Origin of the sequence: Pelagibacterium xiamenense, from assembly GCF_021166475.1 — a bacterium.
Lineage (GTDB): Bacteria > Pseudomonadota > Alphaproteobacteria > Rhizobiales > Devosiaceae > Pelagibacterium > Pelagibacterium xiamenense.
Genome location: NZ_JAJOYS010000004.1, coordinates 205,156 through 231,697, shown reverse-complemented (window position 1 = coordinate 231,697; position 26,542 = coordinate 205,156). Strand labels below are relative to the sequence as shown.

General features: G+C 64.7%; 29 protein-coding genes and 1 tRNA gene. 8 read left to right on the top strand and 22 right to left on the bottom strand.

Annotated features, from left to right (window positions below; genetic code table 11):
* The 4 genes from LSG43_RS16305 to LSG43_RS16290 all read left to right on the top strand — a co-directional run.
* Positions 1 to 185 (top strand): hypothetical protein (locus LSG43_RS16305; RefSeq protein ID WP_231806179.1); only part of this gene is annotated, 185 nt, incomplete at its 5' end.
* A 227-nt stretch (positions 186 to 412) separates the two neighbouring features.
* Entirely contained in the window at positions 413 to 1,012 is a 600-nt protein-coding gene (locus tag LSG43_RS16300; protein ID WP_231806177.1) for a hypothetical protein, read from the top strand.
* A gap of 20 nt (positions 1,013 to 1,032) precedes the next feature.
* Positions 1,033 to 3,000, top strand: a complete 1,968-nt coding sequence (locus LSG43_RS16295) for a methyl-accepting chemotaxis protein (protein WP_231806175.1) — start codon at positions 1,033 to 1,035, stop codon at positions 2,998 to 3,000.
* A gap of 129 nt (positions 3,001 to 3,129) precedes the next feature.
* A complete protein-coding gene (locus tag LSG43_RS16290) occupies positions 3,130 to 3,741 on the top strand; it encodes a twin-arginine translocation signal domain-containing protein (RefSeq protein WP_231806173.1) in 612 nt (203 codons plus the stop codon).
* On the opposite strand, the gene LSG43_RS16285 is transcribed toward LSG43_RS16290, so the two are convergent.
* On the bottom strand, positions 3,738 to 4,424 hold the full coding sequence (locus tag LSG43_RS16285) for an aspartate/glutamate racemase family protein (protein ID WP_231806171.1): 687 nt from the start codon (positions 4,422 to 4,424) through the stop codon (positions 3,738 to 3,740). The two genes, LSG43_RS16290 and LSG43_RS16285, sit on opposite strands and share 4 nt — an antisense overlap.
* A gap of 155 nt (positions 4,425 to 4,579) precedes the next feature.
* Here LSG43_RS16285 and LSG43_RS16280 point away from each other — a divergent pair, with 155 nt between their 5' ends.
* The 3 genes from LSG43_RS16280 to LSG43_RS16270 are packed head-to-tail and all read left to right on the top strand — an operon-like array spanning position 4,580 to position 6,102.
* Positions 4,580 to 5,179, top strand: coding sequence for a TetR/AcrR family transcriptional regulator (locus LSG43_RS16280; protein ID WP_231806169.1), 600 nt, complete (start codon positions 4,580 to 4,582; stop codon positions 5,177 to 5,179).
* An 11-nt stretch (positions 5,180 to 5,190) separates the two neighbouring features.
* Complete coding sequence (locus tag LSG43_RS16275; protein ID WP_231806167.1) at positions 5,191 to 5,478, top strand: YciI family protein; 288 nt, start codon at positions 5,191 to 5,193, stop codon at positions 5,476 to 5,478.
* A gap of 12 nt (positions 5,479 to 5,490) precedes the next feature.
* Positions 5,491 to 6,102, top strand: coding sequence for a DNA-3-methyladenine glycosylase I (locus LSG43_RS16270; protein ID WP_231806165.1), 612 nt, complete (start codon positions 5,491 to 5,493; stop codon positions 6,100 to 6,102).
* 19 nt (positions 6,103 to 6,121) lie between these two features.
* Here the strand turns inward: LSG43_RS16270 and LSG43_RS16265 are convergent, their stop codons facing one another.
* The 17 genes from LSG43_RS16265 to LSG43_RS16185 form a co-directional block, all read right to left on the bottom strand.
* A complete protein-coding gene (locus tag LSG43_RS16265) occupies positions 6,122 to 6,565 on the bottom strand; it encodes a GNAT family N-acetyltransferase (protein ID WP_231806163.1) in 444 nt (147 codons plus the stop codon).
* The gene (locus LSG43_RS16260; RefSeq protein WP_231806161.1) at positions 6,558 to 7,094 is read right to left on the bottom strand and encodes an RNA pyrophosphohydrolase; all 537 of its coding nucleotides are present in this window, start codon (positions 7,092 to 7,094) and stop codon (positions 6,558 to 6,560) included. The genes LSG43_RS16265 and LSG43_RS16260 overlap by 8 nt, the downstream gene beginning before the upstream one ends.
* A 4-nt stretch (positions 7,095 to 7,098) precedes the next feature.
* Positions 7,099 to 8,265 (bottom strand): divergent polysaccharide deacetylase family protein, encoded by a 1,167-nt coding sequence (locus LSG43_RS16255; protein WP_231806158.1) that lies wholly within the window; start codon positions 8,263 to 8,265, stop codon positions 7,099 to 7,101.
* An 81-nt stretch (positions 8,266 to 8,346) separates the two neighbouring features.
* Positions 8,347 to 9,711 carry a S41 family peptidase gene (locus tag LSG43_RS16250; RefSeq protein ID WP_231806155.1) on the bottom strand — a complete coding sequence of 455 codons (1,365 nt, stop codon included), beginning with the start codon at positions 9,709 to 9,711 and terminating at the stop codon, positions 8,347 to 8,349.
* Entirely contained in the window at positions 9,711 to 11,045 is a 1,335-nt protein-coding gene (locus LSG43_RS16245; RefSeq protein ID WP_231806153.1) for a murein hydrolase activator EnvC family protein, read from the bottom strand. The genes LSG43_RS16250 and LSG43_RS16245 overlap by 1 nt, the downstream gene beginning before the upstream one ends.
* Before the next feature lie 153 nt (positions 11,046 to 11,198).
* Positions 11,199 to 11,684, bottom strand: a complete 486-nt coding sequence (gene rlmH / locus LSG43_RS16240; RefSeq protein ID WP_231806151.1) for a 23S rRNA (pseudouridine(1915)-N(3))-methyltransferase RlmH — start codon at positions 11,682 to 11,684, stop codon at positions 11,199 to 11,201.
* An 18-nt stretch (positions 11,685 to 11,702) separates the two neighbouring features.
* On the bottom strand, positions 11,703 to 12,098 hold the full coding sequence (gene rsfS / locus LSG43_RS16235) for a ribosome silencing factor (protein ID WP_231806149.1): 396 nt from the start codon (positions 12,096 to 12,098) through the stop codon (positions 11,703 to 11,705).
* 164 nt (positions 12,099 to 12,262) lie between these two features.
* Positions 12,263 to 12,907, bottom strand: a complete 645-nt coding sequence (locus tag LSG43_RS16230; protein ID WP_255714697.1) for a nicotinate-nucleotide adenylyltransferase — start codon at positions 12,905 to 12,907, stop codon at positions 12,263 to 12,265.
* Positions 12,904 to 14,184, bottom strand: coding sequence for a glutamate-5-semialdehyde dehydrogenase (locus LSG43_RS16225; RefSeq protein ID WP_231806147.1), 1,281 nt, complete (start codon positions 14,182 to 14,184; stop codon positions 12,904 to 12,906). Before LSG43_RS16225 ends, LSG43_RS16230 begins: the two co-directional genes overlap by 4 nt.
* Positions 14,185 to 14,209: 25 nt before the next feature.
* Complete coding sequence (proB, locus tag LSG43_RS16220; RefSeq protein ID WP_231806145.1) at positions 14,210 to 15,349, bottom strand: glutamate 5-kinase; 1,140 nt, start codon at positions 15,347 to 15,349, stop codon at positions 14,210 to 14,212.
* A complete protein-coding gene (obgE, locus tag LSG43_RS16215; protein WP_231806143.1) occupies positions 15,349 to 16,392 on the bottom strand; it encodes a GTPase ObgE in 1,044 nt (347 codons plus the stop codon). Before obgE ends, proB begins: the two co-directional genes overlap by 1 nt.
* A gap of 16 nt (positions 16,393 to 16,408) precedes the next feature.
* Positions 16,409 to 17,002: a GNAT family N-acetyltransferase gene (locus LSG43_RS16210; RefSeq protein WP_231806141.1), complete on the bottom strand. Its 594-nt coding sequence runs from the start codon at positions 17,000 to 17,002 to the stop codon at positions 16,409 to 16,411.
* Between the two features lie 8 nt (positions 17,003 to 17,010).
* A complete protein-coding gene (locus LSG43_RS16205; protein WP_231806139.1) occupies positions 17,011 to 17,532 on the bottom strand; it encodes a GNAT family N-acetyltransferase in 522 nt (173 codons plus the stop codon).
* Between the two features lie 173 nt (positions 17,533 to 17,705).
* Complete coding sequence (gene rpmA / locus LSG43_RS16200) at positions 17,706 to 17,972, bottom strand: 50S ribosomal protein L27 (RefSeq protein WP_231806137.1); 267 nt, start codon at positions 17,970 to 17,972, stop codon at positions 17,706 to 17,708.
* Between the two features lie 31 nt (positions 17,973 to 18,003).
* Positions 18,004 to 18,651, bottom strand: coding sequence for a 50S ribosomal protein L21 (locus tag LSG43_RS16195; protein WP_231806135.1), 648 nt, complete (start codon positions 18,649 to 18,651; stop codon positions 18,004 to 18,006).
* A 238-nt stretch (positions 18,652 to 18,889) separates the two neighbouring features.
* Entirely contained in the window at positions 18,890 to 19,591 is a 702-nt protein-coding gene (locus LSG43_RS16190) for an MBL fold metallo-hydrolase (RefSeq protein ID WP_231806133.1), read from the bottom strand.
* Entirely contained in the window at positions 19,584 to 20,018 is a 435-nt protein-coding gene (locus LSG43_RS16185) for a gamma-glutamylcyclotransferase family protein (RefSeq protein WP_231806131.1), read from the bottom strand. The genes LSG43_RS16190 and LSG43_RS16185 overlap by 8 nt, the downstream gene beginning before the upstream one ends.
* Positions 20,019 to 20,147: 129 nt before the next feature.
* Here LSG43_RS16185 and LSG43_RS16180 point away from each other — a divergent pair.
* Positions 20,148 to 20,237 (top strand) — tRNA-Ser (locus LSG43_RS16180).
* Positions 20,238 to 20,404: 167 nt separating this feature from the next.
* On the opposite strand, the gene LSG43_RS16175 is transcribed toward LSG43_RS16180, so the two are convergent.
* The 4 genes from LSG43_RS16175 to LSG43_RS16160 form a co-directional block, all read right to left on the bottom strand.
* Entirely contained in the window at positions 20,405 to 21,133 is a 729-nt protein-coding gene (locus LSG43_RS16175; protein WP_231806129.1) for a class I SAM-dependent methyltransferase, read from the bottom strand.
* 282 nt (positions 21,134 to 21,415) lie between these two features.
* The gene (locus LSG43_RS16170; RefSeq protein WP_231806127.1) at positions 21,416 to 22,702 is read right to left on the bottom strand and encodes an ArgE/DapE family deacylase; all 1,287 of its coding nucleotides are present in this window, start codon (positions 22,700 to 22,702) and stop codon (positions 21,416 to 21,418) included.
* Between the two features lie 75 nt (positions 22,703 to 22,777).
* Positions 22,778 to 24,445: a hydantoinase B/oxoprolinase family protein gene (locus tag LSG43_RS16165; RefSeq protein ID WP_231806125.1), complete on the bottom strand. Its 1,668-nt coding sequence runs from the start codon at positions 24,443 to 24,445 to the stop codon at positions 22,778 to 22,780.
* A 3-nt stretch (positions 24,446 to 24,448) separates the two neighbouring features.
* On the bottom strand, positions 24,449 to 26,518 hold the full coding sequence (locus tag LSG43_RS16160; RefSeq protein WP_231806123.1) for a hydantoinase/oxoprolinase family protein: 2,070 nt from the start codon (positions 26,516 to 26,518) through the stop codon (positions 24,449 to 24,451).
* Positions 26,519 to 26,542: the final 24 nt, after the last annotated feature.

Sequence of the window (26,542 nt, the reverse complement as noted above, 5' to 3'; positions counted from 1 at the left end):
AGACCGAGGCGCAGGCCTCCGCGCTCGACCGCATCGTCGAGATCTTCCGGCTCGACAAGAGCACGACGATCACCGCGGCGCCCGCGGCAGCGGCAGCGAGGCAGAAGCCGGCGGCAAAGACAGCCGCCAGGGCCTACCTTACCGACGGAAACGCCGCCATCGATCCGGACTGGAACGAGTTCTAGGCTGCCAAAGGTCTTGTCCCGGCCCTCGGGCGGGACAATGCAGAATAAGAAAGCCGCGCCTCCGGGCGCGGCTTTTTTGTTGGACCCGCGTTTGAGTCCGGCCAAAAACCCGCCGCAAACCGGTAAATGCAACCGTTCCTTAAGTATCGCTCCCTATTTTCTCATTTGGACGCAGTTAATTAAAGCCCGGGCGCCAGGGTCGTACATCGAAGAGGGCAGGAGGATCGATGAGCCAACGCGTTGCGGGTCAGGCCGCCATTTTGGCCGGAATTACGCTTGTAGCTATTGCGCCGTCCATGGCCGAAGAGCACGAATTTACCCAGGAGCTACTCGAGCTTGGGCGGAGCGAGCTTGCCGCCATCGTGCGCGAGCCGGTCGTTATCGACGCGGTCAGAACGCAGAACGCGCGCACCGGAACGCTGCCGCAAACGGAGATCGATGCGCTCGATACCCAGTGGCGGGCGGAAATCGATGCCGGGTCCGGTGCGCAGCCGCTCATCACCGAGACAATGTCGAACGCGGCCTCGCAATATCTCGCCTCGGTCCAGGACGGCACCGAGGGCGTTTATACCGAGATGTTCGTGATGGACGCGGTCGGGCTGAACGTCGCGCAGAGCACGGTCACATCGGACTATTGGCAGGGCGACGAGGCCAAGTGGCAGGATTCGTTCGGCCAGGGCGCGGACGCGATCCATGTCAGTGAAATCGAGTATGACGAGTCGAGCCAGGTTTTCCAAAGTCAGGTGAGCCTGCCCGTCGTCGATCCGGACACCGGCGCGCCGATAGGCGCGATCACGGTGGGCATCAATCTTTGGTATCTCGAATAGGGTGAGGCGGGGGTTCGGCTATGAAATTGAAGCTTTCCATTACACAAAAACTGCTTGCGATCGTTGCGGTGTCGATGCTGACGGTCGTGGCCTTGATTACGGTCGTCGCCAACACGATGGCGATCAACCAGCTTGAACGCGAGGTGATCGAATCCGAGAACCGGACGATCGAACTTGTCGGCCAGCAGATGGCCGGGACGATCCGGTTTGCCAAGACCGACGCCATCGCGTCGGAGTTTGCCGGGTATACGGAGGATGCCGAGTTCGCGTTCGCGGCCGGCGGCGCCTTCAATGCCGAGGGCGCGGCGCTTGTCGAGGAGATCGGGGAGAAGGCGGCACATCTGGACCTTTCGAGGTTCGCTCAGGCGGCACTTGAGAACGAGACGCGACAGTCATGGGTTGAGGGCGACCTGCATATTGCGGCGGTTCCGGTCTATTTCGGGATCTCGCGCAAACTTGCCGGGGCGCTTGTCCTTACGTGGGACCTGTCGGCGGCGCGGTCCGCTGCGGCGACGAACGCGTTCATCGTCCTGGGTATCGCGCTTGCGGTGGTTGCCGTCGGCATGGCGTTGCTTGGGGTGGTGCTCAACCACCTGGTCTCCGCGCCCATCCGCAAGCTGACGGGTGTGGCCACAACGCTGGCGCAGAACGATTTCGACGTCGAGATCAACGGCACGGCGCGGCAGGACGAAGTGGGCGAAATGGCGCGCGCCATCGAGGTGTTCCGTGAGAACGGCATGAAAGTCGACCGGATGACCAAGGCGGAGGCGGTCCGGATCGAACAGGCCGCCAAGGAGCGCCAGGCCATGATGGAGGAGCTTCAGAAGGCGTTTGGCGACGTCGTCGATGCCTCGATCGCGGGCGATTTTTCCAAGCGGGTCGATGCAAACTTCCCCGATGCCGAACTCAATGCGCTCGCGGGTAGTGTCAATACGCTGGTGGAGACGGTCGACCGGGGGGTCGGGGAGGCCGGGGAGGTGCTCGGCGCGCTGGCGGAGACCGACCTGACACGGCGCATGACGGGCGACCACAAGGGCGCGTTCGGTCAGCTCAAGACCGATATGAACCGGGTCGCCGACACGTTGACCGATGTGGTCACCAGGCTGCGCTCGACGTCGCGCGCAGTCAAGGTCGCGACCGGGGAGATCCTTTCGGGCGCGAACGATCTTTCCGAGCGCACCACGCGCCAGGCCGCGACCATCGAGGAAACCTCGGCGGCCATGGAAGAACTCGCCCACACGGTGATGGAAAACGCCAAGCGGGCGCAGGACGCCTCGCGCACCGCGCTGGAGGTGACCGGGGCTGCCGAGGCGGGCGGCAAGGTCATGGACGACGCCAACGCGGCGATGGAACGGATCACGACCTCCTCGGGCAAGGTCTCGGACATCATCAAGATGATCGACGACATCGCCTTCCAAACGAATCTGCTGGCACTCAACGCTTCGGTCGAGGCGGCGCGGGCCGGGGAAGCCGGGAAGGGCTTTGCCGTCGTCGCGGTCGAGGTGCGGCGGCTGGCGCAGTCGGCGGCAGAGGCCTCTGCGGAGGTCAAGGCGCTGATCGAAGAAAGCGCCAATGAGGTCGACGGCGGGTCGAGCCTCGTCGCCGAGGCGGCGCAGAAGCTGGCTTCGATGCTCGAGGCTGCCCGTGCAAATACCGCCCTCATGGAAGAGATCGCGACCCAGAGCCGCGAGCAGGCTTCGGCGATCGAAGAGGTCAACACGGCCGTCCGGCAGATGGACGAGATGACGCAGCACAACGCTGCGCTCGTTGAAGAAACCAATGCGGCGATCGAGCAGACCGAGGCGCAGGCGAACCATCTCGACGAGATCGTCGAGATCTTCAAGGTTGGCGGCGGCACGGTCACCGAGCTGCGTCCGGCCGCGCCACAGGGGGGTGCGAAACTGCCGGCCGCGGACACCAAGCAGGCGGCTGCAGTCTATTTGAGCAAGGGCAGCGCCGCTGTCGATCCGGATTGGAACGAGTTCTAGCCTCGCCGCTCCATGACGCTATTGCAGGGCGCGCCGCCGGGTGCGCCCTTTTTTTCGTGTGGAGACGCCTCGTTAACCCCGCATGGGCACGATGGCGGGGTTTGATTGTCCCCGGGAAGAGGCAGACCGATGACGACGCGCCGGGATTTTCTGCGCCTTTCGAGCGCCGCGCTTGCGGCCGGCACGGTGCTGCCCGCGGCGGGACAGACGCCCCCCGAGCTCAATGAAAGCATCGTCGATTCTCGGCTGCGCACGCTCGCGAATTCGCAATTGCGGCGCATGTCGCACGCGCCGATCATACTCGATGCGGTCAAGCTGCAGAACCGGGTGACCGGGGCCTATAGCCGCGATCTCATCGACCGGCTCAACGGGGACTGGCGGCGCGAGGTTTACAATATGGACCGCCGGACCCTGATCCCGGCGGTGCTGGAAACGCCAGCGTCCTATTTTTTAGCGAAGGCGAAGGCGCTTTCGGAGGGGCTCTACACCGAATTTCTCCTTCTCGATGCGCGGGGGCTGACCGTCGCGCTGTCCGAGCTTTCGGCGCTTTACTGGCACGGCGACCGGCCGCGATGGCGCGAGCCATACGAGGCGGGATTGCATGGGTTGTGGGTTGGGCCCTACGAGCTCAACCAGGCGACCGGGGTCTGGCAGCGACAGGTGTCGATCACGGTGAGCGATCCGAGCAGCCTTTATCCGCTCGGCGTTCTTTGCGCAGGTGTCGCGGTCGAGGCGCTCTAGTCGAGGGCCGCTGCGACGGCGGCTTTGGCGTGCAGTTCCGTCGTATCGTAGACCGGCAGGGGGCTGTCGTCGTCGGAAATGAGCATGCCGATTTCGGTGCAGCCGAGAATGACCGCTTCGGCGCCGCGCGCGGCAAGGCCCTCGATCGCGCGGACATAGACGGCGCGGGAGGCTTCGGTCACGATGCCGCGGCAGAGTTCCTCGTAGATGATGGCGTTGAGGTTGGTCCGGTCGACCTCGGGAACGAGCGGGTCGAGGCCCATCTTGCGCAGACGGTCGGTATAGAAGTCCATTTCCATGGAAAACCGGGTGCCGAGGAAGCCAACGCGGGATGCGCCGTCGGCGATAAGTGCGTTCGCCGTCGGTTCGGCGATATAGAGGAATTGGGTGGCGATCGCCGCTTCGATCTTCGGCGCGCAGATGTGCATGGTGTTGGTGGCGAGAACGATGAGATCGGCGCCCGCGGCTTCCAGCCGACGCGCGCTCGCTGCGAGGACATCGCCCGCCTCGTCCCACGCGCCAGCGCTCTGCAATGCGGCGATGGGGGCGAAATCGACCGATTCCATGAGCAGATGCGCGGAATGGAGGCCGCCCAGCCGGGCCGCCGTTTCGCGGTTGATCGCGGCGTAGTAGTGAGCCGTCGACTCCCAGCTCATGCCGCCGATGATGCCGATGGTTTTCATTGCCGTCGTCCCTTCGTCTGCCGGAATCCCGGGCACACTAACGGCTGGAAACGTCGTGGCAAACCCCGTCGAATCGGTGTTGACGAATTGGGACGAACGTCCTAATGTTGCATCTAGGATGGACGTCCTAATCGGGCGCGGCAGAGGCAGTGAGCATGAGTGCCAAGGCGACACGGACGCAGATCGTCCACGAGGCGGATCGGCTGTTTTACGAGCAGGGCTTCGAGCATACCTCGTTCTCCGATATCGCGGACGCCGTGGGGATCTCGCGCGGCAATTTCTATTATCATTTCAAATCCAAGGACGAGATCCTGGATGCGGTGATCGGATTGCGGCTCGCCAAAACCCGGAAAATGCTCGAAGACTGGGAAGCGGAGGGTGCACACCCGGCGGACCGCATCCGCAGCTTCATCCGCATTCTCATGACCAACCAGAGCAAGATCATGCGCTATGGCTGCCCGGTCGGCACGCTGTGCGCGGAACTCGCCAAGCTCGATCACGCGATGCAGGATGATGCGGCAGGGCTTTTTACCCTCTTTCGGACATGGCTGGTGGGGCAGTTCGAGGCGCTGGGGCATCGCGAGGAGGCCGACCGGCTGGCGATGCATCTGCTCGCGCGCAGCCAGGGGGTCGCGTCGCTGGCCAATGCGTTCGGCGACGCGGACTTCATCGAACGCGAGGTCGACGCGATGTGCGGCTGGCTCGCGGGATACGGACAATCGGGGGATACCCAAAACGCCCCCGGACATCACTAGAAGGAAGCATCATGTTCGTCGTGTTTTTGAAATTTTCCGCCAACAAGGATCGCGCCGGGGCGTTCATGGATGCACATAACAGCTGGCTCAGGCGCGGGTTCGACGCCGGTGTTTTCGTACTCGCGGGAAGCTTGCAGCCGCGGCTGGGCGGCGGGATCCTGGCGCATAGCGTATCGCGCGAGGCGCTTGAAGCGCGCGTCGCGGAGGACCCGTTCGTTGCCGAAGGCATCGTCAGCGCGGAGATTGTCGAGCTCGCGCCGGCGAAGGCCGACCCCAGGCTCGATTTTCTCGTCGCGTGATCGGCTAGCGGCATGAGTGCGACGATCGCAGGCCCGGACGGGCGACCACGGTGCCGTTGGTGCGCGGCTGCGCCCGAGTTTCTGGATTACCACGACACCGAATGGGGCTATCCGGTTGCCGACGACATTCGGCTGTTCGAAAAGCTGAGCCTCGAGGGGTTTCAGTCGGGGCTAAGCTGGCGGACGATCCTTGCCAAGCGCGAGAACTTCCGCGCTGCCTTTGCCGGGTTCGACTTCAGGGCGATAGCAAAGTTTACCGAAGGCGACGTCGAGCGGCTTTTGCAGGACAAAGGCATAGTCCGCCACCGGGGCAAGATCGAGGCTGTGATCAACAATGCACAGCGCGCATGCGAGCTGGTCGCGGGCGAAACCTCGCTGGCAGCGTTCGTGTGGCGGTTCGAGCCGGACGCGGCCGACCTTGCGGAGCCGCAGACGGCGTCGACCTCCGCGGCCTCGGTCGCGCTATCGAAGGCACTCAAGAAGATGGGGTGGCGGTTCGTGGGGCCGACCACGGTCTATGCTTTCATGCAGGCAATGGGCCTTATCAACGACCATGTGGCCGGCTGCGCGATCCGGGGCGCGGCGGCAGACGCGCGGGCCGGTTTCACGCCGCCGGGACGGTAGGCGCCGTGAAGCGACGGTCCTATCCGAGGCGCTTTCTGAACATCACGACGCGCTTGGTTTGCTCGAACCCCCATTGGCCGTGGCGGGCGATCGAGGTCGTATTGTCGATCAGTGCATCCGAGCCCAGTTCGGCAAGACCCTTCTCGCGGGTCCAGTTTTCGACGGCCTTGACGAGACGGCGGGCGATGCCGGCGCTGCGGTGGGCCGGGGCGACGTAGATGCCTTCGAGCCAGCCGACCGGCGCTGTGTCGCATCCGTCGCCCCAGGGGCGGACCGAGGCTTCGGCGAAGGCGACGAGCGTGTCGCCGTCGAAGGCGCCGATGGCGGTGGCCTTGGGGTCGCCGGGCTCATAGGCATCGACTTCGTCCTTGAGCTCATCAAGAGCGTTGTCCGGCCAGAGCGCGTGGCGCAGGGCGAGCCACTGGGCCTTGTCGGCGGTCAGCAGCGGGCGGAGTTCAACCATCGATCAGCTGTTCGGGGAGCGAGGCGAAGATGTCGACGACCTGCAGATAGGCGTCGCGCTTGAACGGGACGATCAGATCGGGCAGTGCCGACAGCGCCTCCCAGCGCCAGGCGTCGAATTCGGGGTCGCAATCGCCGTCTCCGGGAGTGTCGAGATCGATCTCGCTTTCGTCGCCCTCGAACAGAAAGGCGAACCATTTCTGGCGCTGGCCGCGATACTTGCCTTTGAGCGCGATGCCGAGGACGTCGTCCGGCAGGTCGTAGTATATCCAGTCCTCGGCTTCCTTGATCAGCCGGATCGTGCGGATCGAGGTTTCCTCGTAAAGTTCGCGATAGGCCGCGGGCAGGGGCTCCTCGCCTGCGTCGATGCCGCCCTGGGGCATCTGCCAGGGGGCGGCGACTTCGGACTGATCGACCCCGTCCTCGGGGATGCGCCGGGCGATGAAAACCTTGCCCTGCTTGTTGAAGAGCGCGATGCCCACGCAGTCTCGGTACGGCATGGCGTCACGGTCGGGTCGTGTGGCGTTCATCGGCCTAGTCCGGTGTTGTGGCGAGGGCACTGACGGGTACGATCAGCATCCGCTCCTCGTCAAGGCTTTCGGCCCATTGGGAGAGCGTGCGAATGGAAACGGGCAGTGCGGAGATGGTCGCGATGGCCCAGCCGCGCTCGCTGGCCTGCGCTTCGAGCATATCGAGCTGTTGGAGAATGGCGGTGCGGGAGGGATTTTCGTCGAGCACCATGTCAACGCGCGCGAAGGGGACGTCGTTCTGGGCGGCGAGCTGCGGGGCGACCGAGCGGGCCGAGGTGCCGTTGTCGAGATAGCCCAGCCCCCTGATGCCGATCTCTTCCATGACGGGGCCGAAATCGGCGGCCGAGGCGGTGAAGCGCGCGCCCATATGGTTGATGAGCCCGGTATAGCCGCCCATGCGCGAAAGCAGCCAGTAGAGCTTTTCGAGGTTTTCGCGCGGTGGGTGTTCGACAAGGAGCGTGTGCGGGCCCGGGTCGTTCTGGGGGTAGTCGAAGGGTTCGAGCGGGACTTCGAGCATGAGCTCGTGCCCCGCGGCGCGCGCCTGGGCGGTGAGGTCCACAAGGGCCTGGCCGTAGGGTGCGAAAGCCAGCGTTACAGTGCCCGGGAGCATTTCGATGGCGTCGCGGGTCGAGGTTTCGTTGAGCCCGAGCCCGGTCATGACGACGCCAATCAATGCGCGCCCCCCGGCGGCGTTGGGGCTGAGCGAAGGGCGGGCGTAGGCCTCGAAGGGGGTGAGCCCGTCGGCGCCGATGCGGGGCAGAAGGCCAAGCTGTGTGCTTTCGACGAGCCCGGGCAGTGCGCCATATTCGGCGGCGGCCCGGTCCTCGCTCGTCGTGATGGTGCCGTCCTCACCGAGGGTAATGATCGAGGGTCCACCGGGTCCGGTCGCCGGCAGCCCGACCGGATCGCTTCCGGCAGGCTCCTGGGTGCCGACTTCGACCGCGACGGGGTTGGGCTGGCCCTGATTGGAAACCGGCGCCTCGGCGATCGGGCGGCCGCCCGTGGGGTCGTCTATGACAATCACCCAGCCCGCGACAAAGACCATGCCGAGCCCAAGTAGGGCCAGGCCGATCCGGGCCCAGGGCCATCGGCGCCAGCCGCCGTCGCCTGGGCGCGCATTCTGACGCTTGCGCCTTTTGTTGCCAAGGGGAGCGCTCAGCTCGTCGGTCATTGCCCCAAATCGCTGCGGCCGGTTCGCGGGTGCTGCGGCATGGCCGAATCAACGACATGCCGCAGCATCCATCCTATAGCACTATTCGCCGGCTTGCGTCTGGGCGAAGGTCACCTCGGGGTTGGGCGGAAACTTCTCGTTCTCCGCTTCGCCGAGGATCAGGTCGACCGCATACTGGAGCTGGTTGTCCTCGGCCCGGTCGGCGGGCACGTAGACCGACGAACCGACCGAGGCCTCCTCTTCGGCCTCGCCGTCGATATGCCCGGCCAGCCCTGCTTCGCCGATGATCTCGTCGCGGCCCTGGAATTCCTCGGGCACGTCCTGGAAGATCTCGATATCCGGGTTGATGCCGAGCGCCTGGATCGAACGGTTGTTCGGGGTGTAGTAGCGCGCGGTGGTCAGGCGCATGGCGCCGTCGATCCCCAGCGGGATGATCGACTGGACCGAGCCCTTGCCGAAAGACCGCGTGCCCACGAGGGTCGCGCGGCCGTGGTCCTGCAGCGCGCCGGCGACGATTTCGGCGGCGGAGGCCGAGCCGCCGTTGATCAAAACGATCACCGGCACATCCTCAAGCATCGCGTCGAGGTCGTCGGGGCGGGCGTCATAGCGGGCACTCTGGGAGTCGACGCGGCCGCGGGTCAGGACCACGCTGCCTTGCGACAGAAACGCATCGGCGACGAAATGGGCCTGATCGACGAGCCCGCCGGGGTTGTTCCGCAGGTCGAGGATAATGCCCTTGGGGGCGTTGCCGCCATTTTCCTCGAAGATTTCGCGCACGGCGTCCTCGAGGCCGGAATAGGCCTGGCCGGAAAAGCGCGACAGGCGGATGATCGGAACCTCGCGCTCGTTGCTCCAGCGTACGGCGGACACCTCGATGATGTCGCGGGTCAGCGTCATCTCGATGAGATCGTCGGCGCCCTCGCGGGAAACCAGAATATCGATGTCGGTGCCGATTTCGCCGCGCATCAACTCGACCGCTTCGTCGAGCGTCATGCCCATCACCTGCTGGCCGTCAATTTCGACGATCAGGTCGTTGGCGAGGATGCCGGCGCGGGAGGCGGGGCTGTCGTCATAGGGAGTGACGACCTTGACCAGGCCTTCTTCCATGGTGACTTCGATGCCCAGACCGCCAAAAGTACCCGAGGTGTCTTCCTGCACGTCGGCGAAGCTTTCGGGACTGAGATAGGCCGAATGGGGATCGAGCGAGGTCAGCATGCCGTCGATGGCGGCGCGGATGAGTTCGATATCGTCAGGCGCCTCGACGTATTCGGCGCGGATGCGGTCGAAGACGAGACCGAAAAGCTCGAGCTGGCGGTAGAGTTCCTGCTCGTCGGCCTGGGTCCGGGCCGCATCGGTCTGGGTATCCTGCGCCGAGATTGCGAGGGGGGCGAACGCCGAGATCACGGCCAGACTCAGGGCGATGACGCGGCGGGGAATAACTACCATCAGCTGGTTCCACTTTCTGCTATTAAAGGTTCGGCGCGCCACCAGCCTTCCGGGTCGATGGGAATGCCGCCCTCTCTGAGTTCAACATAGAGCGTGGGGCCGGTCAGGTCGGGGTTGGCTGCGAGCAGGTGCCCGATCGGGCTTTCGCCCATCGTCCCGAGGGATTGCCCCATTCTAACGAATTGTCCCTCGTCGACGTCTATACGGTTCAGGCCGGCCAGAACGATCATATAGTCCTGCCCGGCATTGAGTATGATGATTTGGCCATAATTGAGGAAGGGGCCCTTGTAGACCACCCAGCCATCGGCGGGGGTGACGACCTCGTCCCCCGGTTCCGCCGCAATGGCGATGCCCTGAGCCGTGCCGCCATAGCCGTCGGCGGCGCCGTAGGGCAGGAAGCTTTCGCCAGAGACCGGCTGGGCGAGGAATCCGCGAGCGGAAACAAGGGGAACGGCCGGCTCGGTGCGGGTCGCGTCCGAGAAGGCGATCCGCAGGGTTTCCACGTCGAGCGGGGGGACGGTCTGCCCCGCATTGGCGGCGCGGGTGGCGGCATCGGCGGCCGTTACGGCGGCGATGCGGGTTTCGAGCCCGGCGATCAATTGTTCGAGAGAGGTCGCGCGATCGGCCAGGGCCTGGGCTTCGGCCTGCTCGACCAGCAGGTCTTCGGAAAGCCATTCCATGCCGCGGGTGCGGGCCTGGATGATGGTGGAGATGCGCAGGCGCTCCTCGCGCAGGGTCTGAAGGTTGGCGGACAGTTCTTGCGCTTCGGCCTCGACGTCCGACTTGAGCGCCTGGAGGGCTTCAAGGTCCTCGGTGACCTCGGCGGCGCTGTCCTGGAGCTGGGGCAGTACCGAGCCCAGGAGCATGGCGGCGCGGGCCGAGCCGACGGCGTCGGAGGGGTTGACGATCATCGCCGGGGGTGGGTTGGCGGAAATGCGCTGGAGGGATGCGAGGAGGCCGGAGATCGAGCGGTCGTGGCCGTCGAGCCGGGCGCGGATCCCGCGCTCTTCGGCAAAGAGCGCTTCGAGGCGTTCCTCGATGACGCGGACGTCCTCGGCGGCGAGATCGACACGGCGGCCGGCGGCGACGAGCTCGGCACTCAGGCGCGCCGCATCTCCGTCGAGCGCTTCGATCTCGGCGCGGATTTCCTCAATGCGCCCGGCGTTTAGGTCGATCTCGGCCTGAACTTCCTGGAGATTGGCGTTGGCGCTCTGCGTGGCCGTGTCGAGGTCGCTGTTGGCGATGTCCTCGGGGTTTGGCAGCGCCTCGCCAGGTTGCTCCTGTGCGGCTGCGGGCAGCATTGCCGCAGCAAGAAGGGCGCAGGCCAGAGCCACCCGTGCCGCCCGTTTTGCGCCAGGGCTGTCAAAGCCGCTCTTATGCCGCTCAATACCAGGAATAGCGAACCTCCGAATCAGTGGACACAATACCAGAGCGCATGGCGGTTTTGTGCACTTTGATGGGGGATCGGGAGGGTATGCACGGCGCTGTCAATCCCCCCGGTGGTAGGGGTGGCCGGCAAGGATCGTGGTGGCGCGGTAGAGTTGTTCGGCGGCCATGACGCGGACGATCTGGTGCGGCCAGGTCATGGGGGAAAACGAGAGGACGAGATCGGCTCTTTCGCGGATCTCGGGGGCGAGGCCGTCGGCGCCGCCGATGAGGACGACGAGGTCGGCGCGGCCCATGTCGCGCCAGGCCTCGATCCGGCCGGCGAAGTCATCGCTCGAAAGGGATTTTCCGCGTTCGTCGAGGGCGATTACGACGGATTTTTCGGGGAGCGCGGCGCGGAGGGCGCGGGCTTCCTCGGCCTTGCGGGCGCCGGCGCTCGAGGCGCGGGATTCGGCAAGTTCGACCACCGAAAAGCCGGTAAGCCCGAGGGGCTTGCCGGTGGCTGCGGCGCGGTCGAGATAGCGCGACACGAGCCCTCGCTCGGGCCCATCCTTCATGCGCCCGACAGCAACAAGAGCTACGCGCATCCCGGTTCTAGGTCGGGATCAATGCGCGTCTGCGCCGAATTCCGCGGCCCACATCTTTTCGATGTTGTAGAACTCGCGAACTTCGGGGCGGAAAATGTGCACGATCACATCGGAGGCATCCACCAGCACCCAATCGGCGGCCGGCAGGCCTTCGATGCGGGGCTTTTCGTATCCGGCGTCTTTGAGCGCCTTCACCAGCTGGTCGGCGATGGCGGAGACGTGACGCGCGGAACGGCCCGATGTCACGACCATGTGGTCCGACAGGGACGATTTTCCAGTGATGTCGATGGCGATCGTATCTTCGGCCTTGGCGTCCTCAAGGGTTGAGAGGACAAGATCACGCAGGGGGATCTTAATGTCGGCCTTTTGAGCATTCGCGGCGCGTGCCGCTGTGGTGCTGGGCGTTGGCGCCATTAAAGCGAACCCTCCGCCCGGTGCGAAGAACCATGGGTCATGAAGACGGTTTTCTCTTCCTTTGCTCTCTCACAGCTACCAAACCGACCATCGGATTGGAGCCTTTTCAATATGCGCCTCGACCTTCGGTTTGCCAAGGGCAGGGGCGCAATTTGAGTGCAGCATTACTTGATGTCGGATTTGCGACGGGCCCCATTTTGTCTGATTTCCGTTGAGGATAGCGAGCTCATGAGGCCGTTCAAAAAGACCCACGCGGGGGCCTTCAAATGGGGCAGGAGGCGGGCGTCGGTCTCGTCGATGCGGGCGCTCCGGTAGCGGATTGCGGCGCGCGAGAAGGGCGCGCGGCGGGTGGAGCCGGGGCGGACGTAGACGGCGATGGGGAGCAGTTCGAAGATCTCTTCCCAGCGGTCCCAGCGGTGAAAGTTCGAAAGCGAATCGGCGCCCATGATCCAGACGAACTTGCGGTCCCGCATGGTGGTGGTGAGGAATTTCAGCGTGTCGTAGGTGTAGCGGAAACCGTGCTCGGCCTCAAAGCCGGTGATCGACACGCGGGGGTGGTCGACGAGGGCGCGGGCGGCGCGGACGCGGGTCTCGAGCGGGGCAAGTTCGGTGTGGTCTTTCAACGGGTTGCCCGGGGTCACGAGCCACCAGAGGGCGTCGAGGCCGAGGCGTTTCATACTCTCGCGCGAGACGAGCCGGTGCCCGTCATGGGCCGGATTGAAGCTGCCGCCGAAGAGCCCGATGGTCATGCCGGGGGCCGAGGGCGGCAGCTCTGTGATGCCGGGAATACGGGGCGTCGCGGTGGTCAAGGACGGGTCTGCCCGTTGCCGCGTACGAGGTATTTGAAGCTCGTCAATTGCTCGACGCCGACCGGGCCGCGGGCGTGCATCTTGCCCGTGGCGATGCCGATTTCGCCGCCGAAGCCGAACTCGCCGCCATCGGCGAACTGGGTCGAGGCGTTGTGCATGAGGATCGCGGAATCGACTTCATTGAAGAATTTTTCGGCGGCGTCCGGGTCCTCGGCGATGACCGCTTCTGTGTGGTGGGAGGAGTATTTTTCGATGTGGACAATGGCACAATCGATGGAATCGACAGCCTTCACCGAAATGATCGCGTCCTCGTATTCGGTGCGCCAGTCTTCTTCTGTCGCGGCCTTGGAATCGGGGCGTTTTGCGCGGATGGTTTCGTCGGCACGGATCTCGCAGCCCCGCTCGATGAGGGCATCGAGGATCGGGTCCACGTGGGTGTCGATGACATCACGATGAATCAGGAGCGTTTCGGCGGCGCCGCAAATGCCGGTACGGCGCATCTTGGCATTGGCGATGACGCTCACGGCGGTCTTAAGATCGGCGCTTTTATCGACGTAGACGTGCACGATGCCTTCGAGGTGCGCGAAGACGGGGACGCGGGCTTCGGCCTGGACGCGCCCGACAAGGCCCTTGCCGCCGCGCGGGACGATGACGTCGATATTGCCCTCGAGGCCCTTGAGCATTTCGCCCACGGCGGCGCGGTCGGTGGTGGGAACGATCTGGATGGCGTCCTCGGGGATATCCGCAGCCCTGAGCCCATCTACGAGACAGGCATGGATGGCGCGGGAGGAATGGACGCTGTCCGAACCGCCGCGCAGGATCACCGCGTTGCCGGCCTTAAGGCAGAGCGCGCCGGCGTCGGCGGTTACGTTGGGGCGCGATTCGAAGATGACGCCGATGACGCCTAAAGGCGTGCGGACGCGGGAAATGTTGAGCCCGTTGGGGCGCTCCCATTGCGCGAGGACGGTGCCGACGGGGTCGGGGAGGGCTGCGACGGTTTCGAGCGCCTCGATGATGCCGTCGATCCTGGCGTCGGTGAGGGTCAGCCGGTCCTGGAAGGCGGCGCTCATGCCATTGGCTTTCGCGGCCTCGAGATCGCGGGCGTTGGCGGCGAGGATCGTCTCGCGGTTGGCGTCGATGGCCCTGGCGGCGGCTTTGAGCGCAACGTCCTTTTTCGCGCTCGCGGTGTGCGCGAGCACGGACGCGGCGGCGCGCGCCTTGCGGCCGATCTCGGCCATGATCTCGGCGACAGGACGATCTTGTGCGATGGCGCTCATGTTTCCGCGGACCTCCCCAAATAAATTACGCTGTCAAAAGCACAAGATTGTCCCTGTGCACAAGCTCGGTGCGCGTGTCGGGGCCAAGAAGATCGCGGATGAGGTCCGATTTCTGACCCTTTACGCGGTCGGCCATCTCGCGGTCGAGCCCGGCGAGGCCGCGGGCGATCTCGCGGCCCTCGAGGTCGAGGATCGCGACGGTGTCGCCGCGGGCGAAATTGCCGGTCACCTTGAGAACGCCGATGGGCAGGAGCGAGCGGCCCTGTTTGAGGGCGCGGACGGCGCCATCGTCGATGGTGATGTGGCCCGCGATATCGAGCGTTCCCATGATCCAGCGCTTGCGCGCCGCGGTGGTGGTGGGCGCGGGCAAAAACAGGGTGTGGCGGGAGCCGGCCGTGAGCGCCTCAAGAGGGTGGTCGCGGGTGCCGAGCGCAATGAGCATGGCGGTGCCGGCCTTGGTCGCGATCTTTCCCGCCTCGAGCTTGGTGGTCATGCCGCCGCGCGACAGGTGGCTCGCCGCGCCGCCGGCCATGGCCTCGATCTCGGCGGTGATCTCGGCGACTTCCGGGATGTGCCTGGCGGCGGGGTCGCGCGCGGGCGGGGCGGTATAGAGCCCGTCGACGTCCGAAAGGAGCACCAGCGCGTCGGCCTCGATCATGGTGGCGACGCGGGCGGAGAGCCGGTCGTTGTCGCCATAGCGGATCTCGGCGGTGGCGACGGAATCGTTCTCGTTGATGATCGGGACCGCGCCGAGCCCCAAAAGCGTATTGACCGTGGTGCGGGCGTTCAAAAAGTAGCGCCGCTCCTCGGTGATGTTGGGGGTCAAAAGGATCTGCCCGGTGACGATACCGTGGTGGCCGAGGTGTTCGGTCCACGCCTGGGAGAGTGCGATCTGGCCCGCGCTCGCGGCGGCCTGGCTTTGTTCGAGTGTCAGCGCCTTGCCGGTGAGGCCCAGAAGGCGGCGGCCGAGCGAGATGGCGCCCGAGGAGACGATGACGAGCTCGCAGCCCCCGGATTTGAGCGCGGCGATGTCTTCGGCCAGCCCCGCGAGCCAGTCCTTGCGCAGTTTCCCGGTGGCGCCGTCGACGAGCAGCGCCGACCCGATCTTGATCGTCAGGCGCTTAAAGCCGGCGAGCGCATTCGGGGTTGTGGCCGCGGCGTCCATCACGGTTCCCATTTTTCGGCGGGCTCGGCCTTGGCATCGCGGGTGGCGTTGTCGGCGTTGTGGTCAAGGATTTCGAGGACGCCAAACAGCACCGCGTCGACGTTTTGCCCCGTGGCGCCGGAAATGGTCAGGACCGCGCTGCCGGAGGCCTTTTCGAGCGCGGCCTTCTTTTCGGCCAGCTCTTCGGGGGGCACGGCGTCGATCTTGTTGAGCGCGAGGATTTCCTCCTTGGTCTCAAGATCGTGGCCATAGGCTTCGAGCTCGTGCCGGACCGTGCGGTAGGCGCCGACGATGTCCTCGGCGGTGGCGTCGACAAGGTGGATCAAGGCGCCGCAACGCTCGACATGGCCCAGGAACCGGTCGCCCAGCCCGGCGCCTTCTGAGGCGCCTTCGATCAAACCCGGGATATCGGCGAGAACGAATTCGCGCGCGCCGATGCGCACGACGCCGAGGCCCGGATGCAGGGTCGTGAAGGGATAGTCCGCGATCTTGGGCTTAGCGGCGGTGACGGCGGAGAGGAAAGTCGACTTGCCGGCATTGGGCAGGCCGACGAGCCCGGCATCCGCGATCAGCTTCAATCGCAGCCAGATCCACTTTTCGACCCCCTCCTGGCCGGGATTGGCGCGGCGGGGGGCCTGATTGGTCGAGGATTTGAAATGCGCGTTGCCGAAGCCGCCATTGCCACCCTTGAGCAGAACGGCGCGCTGGCCGACTTCGGTGAAGTCGGCGATCAGGGTTTCGTTGTCCTCTTCGAGAATCTGCGTGCCGACCGGGACCTTCAGGATCACGTCCTTGCCGTCGGGGCCGGTGCGGTTCGAGCCCATGCCGTGGGTGCCGGTGCCGGCCTTGAAGTGCTGCTGGTAGCGATAGTCGATCAGCGTATTGAGCCCGTCGACGCATTCGACGATGACGTCGCCGCCGCGCCCGCCGTCACCGCCATTGGGGCCGCCGAATTCGACATATTTCTCGCGCCGGAACGCGACCGCGCCGGCGCCGCCGTTGCCGGAGCGCACATAAACTTTGGCCTGGTCGAGGAACTTCATTTTTAACTCACTGAACTTAAAGGCCGCTTTCGCCGCGCCGGGTGGCGGGCAGCGGCGCGGTCTGGCGCGCCGCGAGGGCGGCGTAGAACGTATCGCGGGTGACGAGCGTTTCGATATGGTCGATCTCGGTGCCCTGGGCAAGGCAGATTCTTTTGCCGATACCGGTCTGGACGAAGCCGAACTTGTTCTGAATGGCGAGGGAGGCGGCGTTGAAATGGAAGACGCCGGAAATCAGCCGGTTGGCGCCGGAATTGTCGAAGTACCACGCGATGACCGCTTCGACCGCCTCGGTCATGTAGCCCATGCCCCAATAGGGCTCGCCCAGCCAGTAGCCGATTTCGGCATCCTGGCCCTCGCGGTGGGTGCCGCAAAACCCGATGAGCCCGGCGCGCTCGGTGTAGATGCCGAAGGTCACGGATTCGGGGCTCCACTCCTTGCGCTGGCGCAGGAGCCAGTCGACGGCCATGTTCATGGTGTATGGGTAGGGCACGCGGGCGAGGTTTTTCGTCACCTCGTAATTGTTCAAAAGCGCGGCGATGCGCGGCGCGTCGCGCAGGCGCGGGCGGTGCAGGGTGAGGCGGTCGGTGACGATTTCGGGCTGCGCGCGCATCGGTTGAGCTATCCCGCCTCGTAACGGTAGTCCGCGACCATGACGCCTTTGTGGGGACCGCAATCGTCGATCGCTTCGCCGGTGAGGACGAAGCCGGCCTTTTCGAGCACGGCGCACGAGGCGCGGTTGGTCGCGATGACGCGGGCCGCGATCACAGGCTCGGATGCGGTGACGGCGCCCAGGATGGCGTTTACCGCCTCGGTTGCATACCCGTTTCCCCAATAGGGCTCGCCGAGCCAGTAACCCAGTTCGGGCGGCTTGCCATCGGCAAAGGTCAGGCCGATGACGCCGACAAGCGCGCCGGTGCGAGCCAGCGTTATGGCGTAGATGCGCTCATTGGGCGCGGAAACGACATTGGTGATGAAATCGACGGCGTCGGCCTCGGTGTAGGGATAGGGGACCCGCGCAAGGACCGCGTGCAGCTTTTCGTTGTTGGCCAGCCGCGTGATGTCGGGCGCATCGTCAAGCACCGGCGGGCGCAGGACGAGGCGGTCCGAGACGATTGGCGTTATGTCGGCTTTTGCATCCATCACGGGCAGTCCGGCTCGTACGAAAAAGGGGAGCCGGCGACCGGCTCCCCTGCAACTCTATCGGAGCGAAGCGCCGGGGAGAAGGTCTCCGGCAGCGTCCGCATCTAATGGTCACGTTTCCGAACCGAAAAGCCGGTATCCACCTTTTTTGGAAACGCTCCAGAGACCTACCGTTATTCGGCGGCCTTTGCCGGCTCGACGGAGACGAAGCTCTTGCCGCCAGACTTGGTCTGGAAGGTCACCTTGCCATCGACGAGCGCGAAAATCGTGTGGTCCTTGCCGAGGCCGACATTGGTGCCCGGGTGCCACTTGGTGCCGCGCTGGCGCACGATGATGTTGCCGGCGACGACAGCTTCGCCACCGAACTTCTTGACGCCGAGACGGCGGCCGGCTGTATCGCGACCGTTGCGGGACGAACCGCCTGCTTTTTTATGTGCCATTTTTCAAGTCCTCTTAAATAGGTTCGGCCGGTTACTGCGCGGGCTTGCCGGCGATCAGGTTCTTGGCCTGACCAATCCAGTCGTCGCGCTCGATGCGGCCCTTGAAGTTCAATTCACCGTCGATGCGCTCGATGTCGTCCTTGGTCCATTCGGCGATCTGGGCGAGGCTCGTGACGCCGAGGTCGGCGAGCTTCTTTTCCAGTGCGGGGCCGACGCCGCCGATGAGCTTGACGTCGTCCTTGAAGTCGGCGGCGGGCGCCTCGGCCTTCGTTTCGGCCTTGGCCGGAGCGTCTTCAGCCTTGGTTTCCGCTTTCTTGGGGGCGGCCTTCTTGGGCGCAGCGGCCTTCTTGCCCGAGGGCTTGGCGCCGCCGGTCAGAATTTCGGTGATGCGCACCAGCGTCAGTTCCTGGCGGTGGCCGTTCTTGCGGCGGTAGCCCTGGCGGCGCTTCTTCTTGAAAACGATGACCTTCTTGTCGCGGAACTGCTCGACGACCTCACCGGCCACCAGCGCGCCGTCAACCAGCGGGGAACCGAGGGTGACGTCGGCGTTCTCGCCGACCATCAGGACGTTTTCGAAGGTGACGGTGTCACCGGCTTCGCCAGCGAGCTTTTCGACGCGCACGAGGTCGTTGGCCGCAACCTTGTACTGCTTGCCACCGGTCTTGATGACTGCAAACATATTCTTTCCTTTTCCCGGGATGGTCCCGGGCCTTTTGCTTTTCTCGCGCCTTATGGCGCCGCGGGGTGCCCCGAATTCAAGTCCCGCGGGCTTCTTTCAACTGCCGGATCGAGTGTCCGGCGGGCGGCCTCTGACTGCGAATTTCCAATAACAGATACGCGCACGGAACGGGTCCATGCGCGAGATGGTGGGGTTATGGTGGCAAACGGGGCGGGAGTCAAGGGTTCCGGCGTTGCCTTCAGACGTCCCTGTACCAGTCGTGCACCTGGATCCTCGTTTCGCTCTCGGGCGGCAGCATGGCCTTGAGCGTTTCCGGCGCGAAGCCGGGTTTGTCGAACGGGAAACGGTAGTGGAAGGGGTAGGCGATTGCGGGCTTGACCCTGCCGATGCATTCGACGACCTGATCGGGGGTCATGGTGAAGGGCAGGTTCATGGGGAAGAAGGCCACGTCGACCCTGCCCAGATGCCGCATGTCCTCGGTGGGCTCGGTATCGGAGGCGAGATAGACCGTGGTGCCGGCGAAATCGAACAGATAGCCGTTGCCGACGCCCTTCTCGTGGTATTTCAGCCGGTCGGGGGTGGTGTTGTACATGGGGATGGCGCGCATGCCGATGCCGGCGATCTCCGCGGTATCGCCATTGGCCAGGAGCGTGGTCTTGCCCGCGATGTCGGATGGCAGCTGATCGTAGACGACCTGTGGGGCGACAAGCCGCACATCGTCGCCCACGAGTGCGTCCAGGGTGTGCAAATCGAAATGATCCTGGTGGTGATGGGTGAGGACGATCAGGTCGGGTTCGGCAAAGTGCTTGTAGCGGTCGATGGCACCGACGGGGTCGCAGAAGACGGTCTTGCCGTTCCACTCCAAGGCGAGTGTCGCGTGGTGGATGGGGATGATGGTCAGCGCGCCGGCTGCGGTTTCAACGGTGTCGCGGTCATACATTGGCGTCCTCCTCTCGGTCTTTATCCAGTATGCGCGGACGGTGGATTTCGTTCCAGCGCTCGAGCGTCCAGCCGGGCGCGCCGGCGGGAATGGCGGCGGTGGGGAGATAGGCCCAGGCGGTGCGGGCACCGCCTTCGGCCGTGACGGTGAGGCGCGCGCGGACGTAGTCGTCGCCCTCATAGGCGTCGAGGAGCGCCGTTTCGGGTTCGGTGAGGCCGTAAAGGAGGAGGCCGGGGGCCGATACGCCCGGGGCGAGGACGATGGCGGGGAAGGTGTGGCCGGGATAGTAGACCGCGCGAAAGTCCGGCGCGCTGGCCGGGGATATTTCGGCGGGGGCCGGATGGCGGCCGATGACGGCGGCGAGCACGTGCGCATCGCGCAGCGTGCCATAGACGAACAGCGGCAGGGCGGGCGGTTCCGGGCTCATGGAAAAAACTTTACCAAGCGGTGGGCCTGCGTTCAAACAAGGTGTTGCGGGGGCAATCGGGCTATGTCATAAGGCGCCCACCCAAACGACCGGCCGGGGCGCGCAACCGCGTGCCTTGACGCCCAAGACGGAGAGGTGCCGGAGTGGTCGAACGGGGCGGTCTCGAAAACCGTTGAGCGCGCGAGCGTTCCGAGGGTTCGAATCCCTCCCTCTCCGCCATTTCCCGCACGGCCGCGCCTGTGAGGCCCTGATGGGCCGAGCTTCTCAGCATGCCCTCGATTGCGTCGTAGAGGCGCATGTCGGCCTCGGCCGCACGTTGGTTCAATTGCTGGCTGTACCGCCCGCCGCTCTCCTGCGGGCGATCCAGAAGCGCGAAAGCAGGCGGGTTAGCGCGCTGCGGATATGAGAAGCATCATCGGCCTCTCAATTTCCTCCTTCAGTTCGGGTTTCGCTCTGATCTGCTCTGCCGATGGAGCAAACTCCTCAACGGCAAGAACAGCGAAGCCGGTCCTGATCAGCGCGTTCAGCGTGGTGCTGATCTTCCTGTGATACTTCAATACACCTTTCGCAAACCAATCCGTACGGCGTTCGCCTTCATCGGAGTAACGGTTGACGGGCCATGTATTGCGTCCATCCTCATCGGTAATCCAATGTGGATGGGTGGCGGCCATGAAGATCGGATGCTCGATAGTGAAAACCAGTCTTCCGCTTGGCGCCAAGGATTTGTGAAGCGTTTGTACAAGACGCTCAAAATCCCTGATGTAGTGAAACGTCAGGGCGCTGTAGGCGAGATCGAAAGCAGCTGGCGGTAATTCGAGGTTTTCCAAATCCGCAATGCGGTACTCGATTTCAGGATCGACAGTATCCGCTTTCGCCCGGCGGATCATGTTCTCGGAAAGATCAAGGCCCAGGACCGAGGCTGCGCCTTGCTCGCGCATCCATCGGGAAGCCCAGCCGAAGCCACATCCGAGGTCAAGAACGCGCTTCCCCGCCACCTCTGGCAACATTGCCTGGATGGCGGGCCATTCGGGCGCGCCGTCCAGGCCGTACACCTGGCGAGGCAACTGGCTGTAGCCGGCGAAGAACTCGGGATTGTCGTAGATATTCTGTGCCATGATAAACTCCATCTATGACGATGGACGAGGCACAATGCTCATGCGGAAAGCCTCGTCCACGAGGGGCGAGGCCAAGGTACCGTCCGCTAAGATCGTTTATTGCGGCCGATGTCCCGGCATCCCGCCTACTGGGATGCCGGCCAAACGGGCGACAATGTGGGTATCCTTTTCAACCATGGATGAAGGGTATTCCCCGGGTCAGCAGGCGTCAATATCGTCTTTTATGTTCAATGAAGAGAGCGATCAGTTTACGCGCGTGGCGTTCCGCGATCGAGGCTGTCGTCAGACCGGGCGCAGGCCGCACCAGTCGGCGATGAAGAGCGCGATGATCTTTGTCGTCTCCTGCATCGAGGCGAGGTTGGTGCGCTCGGATGGCGAATGGCTTCCTTCGCCATGGCCGCCGTAGCACAGGGTCGGGATGCCGTAATAGAGGTCGTACTGCCGGGTGTCCGACGTCGCGGTCTGGCTGAAGGTCTCGAGGGGGTGGCCGGTCACGTATTCGTGCACGCTGGCTAGGGTCGCCTCGGCGTCGCTGCCGGGGAGGAAGACATGCCCGTCGGCCTGGAAGCCAATCCAGTCGATGACGGGGTCGAACGCTCCGCCCAGGCGCTTTGCGGTTCCGGCGATGCACGCGCTGACGCGCTCGCGCATCTCGAAAAGCGATGTGCCCGGCAGCACGGACATGCGGCATTCGATCTCGCACCATGACGGGACGGAGCCGAGCCAGTCGCCGCCGCGGATCTTGCCGAGGCTGAATTTCACCGGGTTTTCGATATGGCCGAACCAGGGGTGGTCGCGTGCCTCGTTGTTGATCTCGGCAGTGAGATTGGCGAGGTCCCCGGCGTAGTCGTATCCGGCGAGAATCGCATTGGCGCCCGGGCCGGCGGTCGCAAGCACATGGCCGGGGGCGCCCAGGATGCGCACGCGGAACCATACCGAGCCCAACTCGGCGCGCAACAGCTGGCCATTGAGGCTTTCGGGTATGAGGGCCGCGTCCGCGCGGTAGCCGCGCTCGAGCGTGGCGAGCGCGCCGTTGCCGGTGCATTCCTCTTCGCAGACCGTCTGGATGTGGACCCGCGCATCGGGCACGTAGCCCACCGCGCGCAGCGCATCGAGGGCGAAGACCATTTCGGCCACCCCGACCTTCATGTCGTTGGTGCCGCGACCGGACATCCAGCCATCCTTCACCTGGGGCTCGAAGGGCGGGTGGGGCCAGAGTTCGGGTGCACCGGGGGGAACGACATCGATATGGCCCTGAAGGATCAGGCTGCGCCCGGCGGGCTGCTCGACATCATGGGTGGCGACGACAATCCGGGCGTCGGTGTAGTCGGTATCCACGACCGGCGAGTAGCCGGGTTTTCCGGCGATATCGACATCGTCGATGGTGAAGCTGTCGACGCTCCAGCCGCGACCGGCGAATTCCCGGGCGAGCCATTCCTGACAGGGCGCAACGTTGCCGCGAACGCTGTCGAACGAAACCAGCCGGGCGAGCCAGTCGGTCTGGGCGCCGTGCAGCGTCGTGAGTGCCGAGTCGAGCTCGGCGGCCAGTTCGGTTCTGTCCGGTGCCATGTGCGTTCGTCTCACCATCGGGTTGGGGACGCTCCGGGAGGGGTCCCGGAGCGCATGGGGCGGGCCCGCGCGGGGTCAGCCCTCGTATCCATAAACCTCACGGGCGCGCTCGGGCGTGAGGTATCCGTTCTTGATGTCGCGGGCGATGCTTTCGGGGGAGCGCTTGCCGGGATCGCCGCAGCCGCCGCCATTGCCCGTCACGACGCGGATCACGTCTCCCTTGTTCACCTCGACATTTGTGGCGAACGAGAAGCGTTCCGAACCTCCGTCGCGGCGCCGCACTTCGACATAGTTCGTCGAGCCGTCGAGGCCGCCCTCGATACCCCAGGGCGGGATCCGCGAGCGCGTATAGCCCAGGGACAGGAAGTTGTGATCGGCAAGAACGCGATAGTGCACGTCGATGCCCTTGCCGCCGCGCCACTGGCCCTCGCCGCCCGGCTCCGCGTTCAACGCCACCTGATCGACACAGAGCCCGTAACGCGCCTCGGCCACTTCGGCAGGGCAGTTGAAGGTTTCGCCGTGGAAGCCCGAGAACTGCCCGGACGGACCATCATGGCCCTCCCAGGCGCCCCAGCCGCCGACCTGCGGCTCGACGATCGTATAGTGCCGTCCGGTCTCGGGATGGGGGCCGCCGACAACGGTGCCGCAGATCGAGGCGAAATTGCCTGCCGGGACCACGCCGGGAAAATGATGCGCGAGCGCGCGCAGGAGCATGTCGAAGAGGCGGATTTCGACCTCCGAATAGTAGCCGAGGGCGCCCGGCTCCTTGACGTGGAAGATCGTGCCCGGCTGCGTCTTGACGCTGAGGGGGCGGAAAAAGCCGCCATTGCCGGGTGCCTCGGGGTCGGTGAACGCCTTGAACGCCAGCTGAACGGCGATTTCCGTGCCTTCGCGCGAGGAGTTGGACGACCCCGACTGCGCCGGGTTGTCGGTGAGGTCGACAATGAAATCGTCCGCGGTGATGGTCAGGCTGACGCGGTGGATCTGACCTGTGTCCTGCTCTTCCTCGAACGTGTAGGTGCCGTGGGGAAGCGTTTTCAACGCGGCACGGGCGCGGGTTTCGCCCAGCGTCATGTAGTCGGTTACCGCCGCTTCGAACGTTTCGGTGCCGTATTTTGCGATCAGCTCATGGATGCGACGCTCGCCGATGCGCAGCCCGGCAATGCCGGCCCAGAGGTCACCCCGGAGGTATTCGGGCAGGCGCGTGTTGGTATAGAGGATATCGAACACGGCTGTGTTTTCGCGCCCTTCCTCAAAGAGCTTCACCGCGGGTATCCGGACCCCTTCTTGAAAGATCTCGGTCGCATCCGATGACATGGAGCCCGGAACCATGCCGCCCACGTCGTTCCAATGCGCGATGTTCGCCACCCAGGACACAAGCCTGCCGTCGGAAAACACCGGGGACGCAAGAACCATGTCGTTCAGGTGCGTGACGCCGCCATAATAGGGGTCGTTGGAGGCAAAGACGTCGCCGGGTTTGATCGTCTCGAGCGGGAATTTCTTGAGAATGCCGTGGATGGCCTTGTCGAGCACGCCGATGAAGGCGGGAATACCGGCGCCGGAGGCGGCGATTTCGCCTTTGGCGTCGAGGATCGAGGTCGACAGGTCGAGCACCTCGTAGATGATGGCGCTCATCGAGGCCTTGCGCTGGGCGACGAACATCTCGTCGGCGACCGCTTCAAGCGCGTTCTGGATGATGTCGAACGTGACGGGGTCGTGTGCGATCTGGCTGTGCTTGTTCATGTCTTAGCCCCGGATGTGGATATGAGTGTTGCCATACGCGTCGATGCTCACGCGGTTGCCCGGATGGACGACGACCGTGGTCCCGGAATCCTCGATGATCGCCGGACCGGGGAAGGACATCTCCGGCTCGAGCTTGTCGCCGTCGTAAATGACCGCCTCGTGCACGCCGTCGGTCGCGTAATCGACCGTGCGTTTGCCCTTTATCGCATCTTCGACGGTGGCACCGGTTGTGGGGAGCGGGACGATGTCGAGCTTGCCCACCTCGCTCGAGGCGATGAGGTGGATGCCGGTCACCTCGACTGCGGCGTCGAGCGTATAGGTGTATTCGCGCTCATAGGCGACGTGGAAATCGGCGATCATCTTCTGGACCGTCTCCGCCGTCACCGGGCCGGGAGGAATGGGGATCTCGACGCCGAACTCCTGGTTCTGATACCGGCAGCGGATCTGCGGTACGAGCTTGACGGCGTCGCGGCCGACACCCTCGGCGGCGAATTCGTCGCGGGCCAGTTCCATGGTGTGGTGGAGAAGCGTATCGAGCGCTGCGGCGTCGTCCGCGTCCTGAAGCCGGGTTGCGAAATAATCGCGGCGCAGATCGGACATCATCATGCCCCAGGCCGAAAAGACCGGTGCGCCGCGCGGAATGACGACCTTTTTCACGCCCAGTTCCTGCCCGAGCGCAACGGCGTGCATTGGCCCTCCACCGCCGAAGGCCACGAGCGTGAAGTCGCGCGGGTCGAAGCCGCGGTTCACCGAAACCAGCTTCAGCGCATTGACCATGTTGGAGTTGGCGATGCGCACGATGCCGCGCGCGGCCTCGATGGGCGAAACACCGAGCTTGCCCGAAAGGCGTTCGAAAGCGCCCGTGAGCGCGTCCATATCGGCCTCGACCGTGCCGCCGCAGAAATAGTCCTTGTTGATGCGGCCAAGCGCGAGGTTCGCGTCGGTGGTGGTGGCGTCGGTCCCGCCACGCCCATAGGCGGCCGGGCCGGGGGCGGCGCCGGCAGAATGGGGACCGACATGCAACTTGCCGAAGTCGTCGACCCATGCGATCGATCCGCCGCCATTGCCGATTTCGACCAGATCGACGACGGGAACCATGATCGGATAGCCGGCGGACCGTTTGTCGCGCTCGATCCAGTAATCGGTCTTTACGGTGGCCTGCCCGTTCAGGATCAGCGAGCACTTGGCCGTCGTGCCGCCGATATCGAGCGCCAGAACGTCGGGTTCGCCGATGATCCGGCCCAGTTCGGCCGCGCCCCAGAAGCCCGACGCCGGGCCGCTCTCCACCATGGTGATCGGCACGGCCTTCGTCGCCTCGAGCGAGTCGACGCCGCAATTGGACTGCATGATGAAAAGCTGTCCGCGATAGCCCTTGTCGGACAGACCGGTTTCGAGTTTCTCGAGATACCGCTGGGCCTTGGGCTGCACATAGGCCGAAAGGATCGTCGTGTTGGTCCGCTCGTATTCGCGCCATTCGCGGGTGATCTGATGGGACGCCACGACGGCGACCTCGGGCCACCGTTTGCGCACCTCCTCGGCGAGTTTGACCTCGTGGGCGGTGTTGGCGTAGGCGTGCAGCAGACAGATCGCGACGGCCTCGACGCCATCGGCGCGGAACGCATCGAGCGTTTCGTCCAGGGTATCGAGATTGAGCGGGGTCACTTCGTTCCCGCGATAGTCCATGCGTCCCTCGATCTCATGGCGGAGGTAGCGCTCCACGAACGGGGCCGGCTTCTGGTACCGCAGGTTGAAAAAGTCGGGGCGGTTGCCCCGGCCGATCTCGATGGAATCCCGGAAACCTTTGGTGGTGATCAGCCCGACCTTGGCGCCCTTGCGTTCGGTCAGTGCGTTGATGACCACGGTGGTGCCGTGGGCGAACATGTCGATCGCGCCGATGTCCACCTGCGCGCGGTCGAGGACATTGAGCACCCCTTGCTCGAAATTGGGCGGCGTGGTGTCCGATTTTGCGGTGCGCACCGTCTGGGTGCCGGTTGCCGTATCGGTTTCGAAATAGACGAGGTCGGTGAAGGTGCCGCCGACGTCGGTCGAAACACGCGTGATTGTGTCAGCCATCGCAGTCTCCTGGCAGGGCGGGGA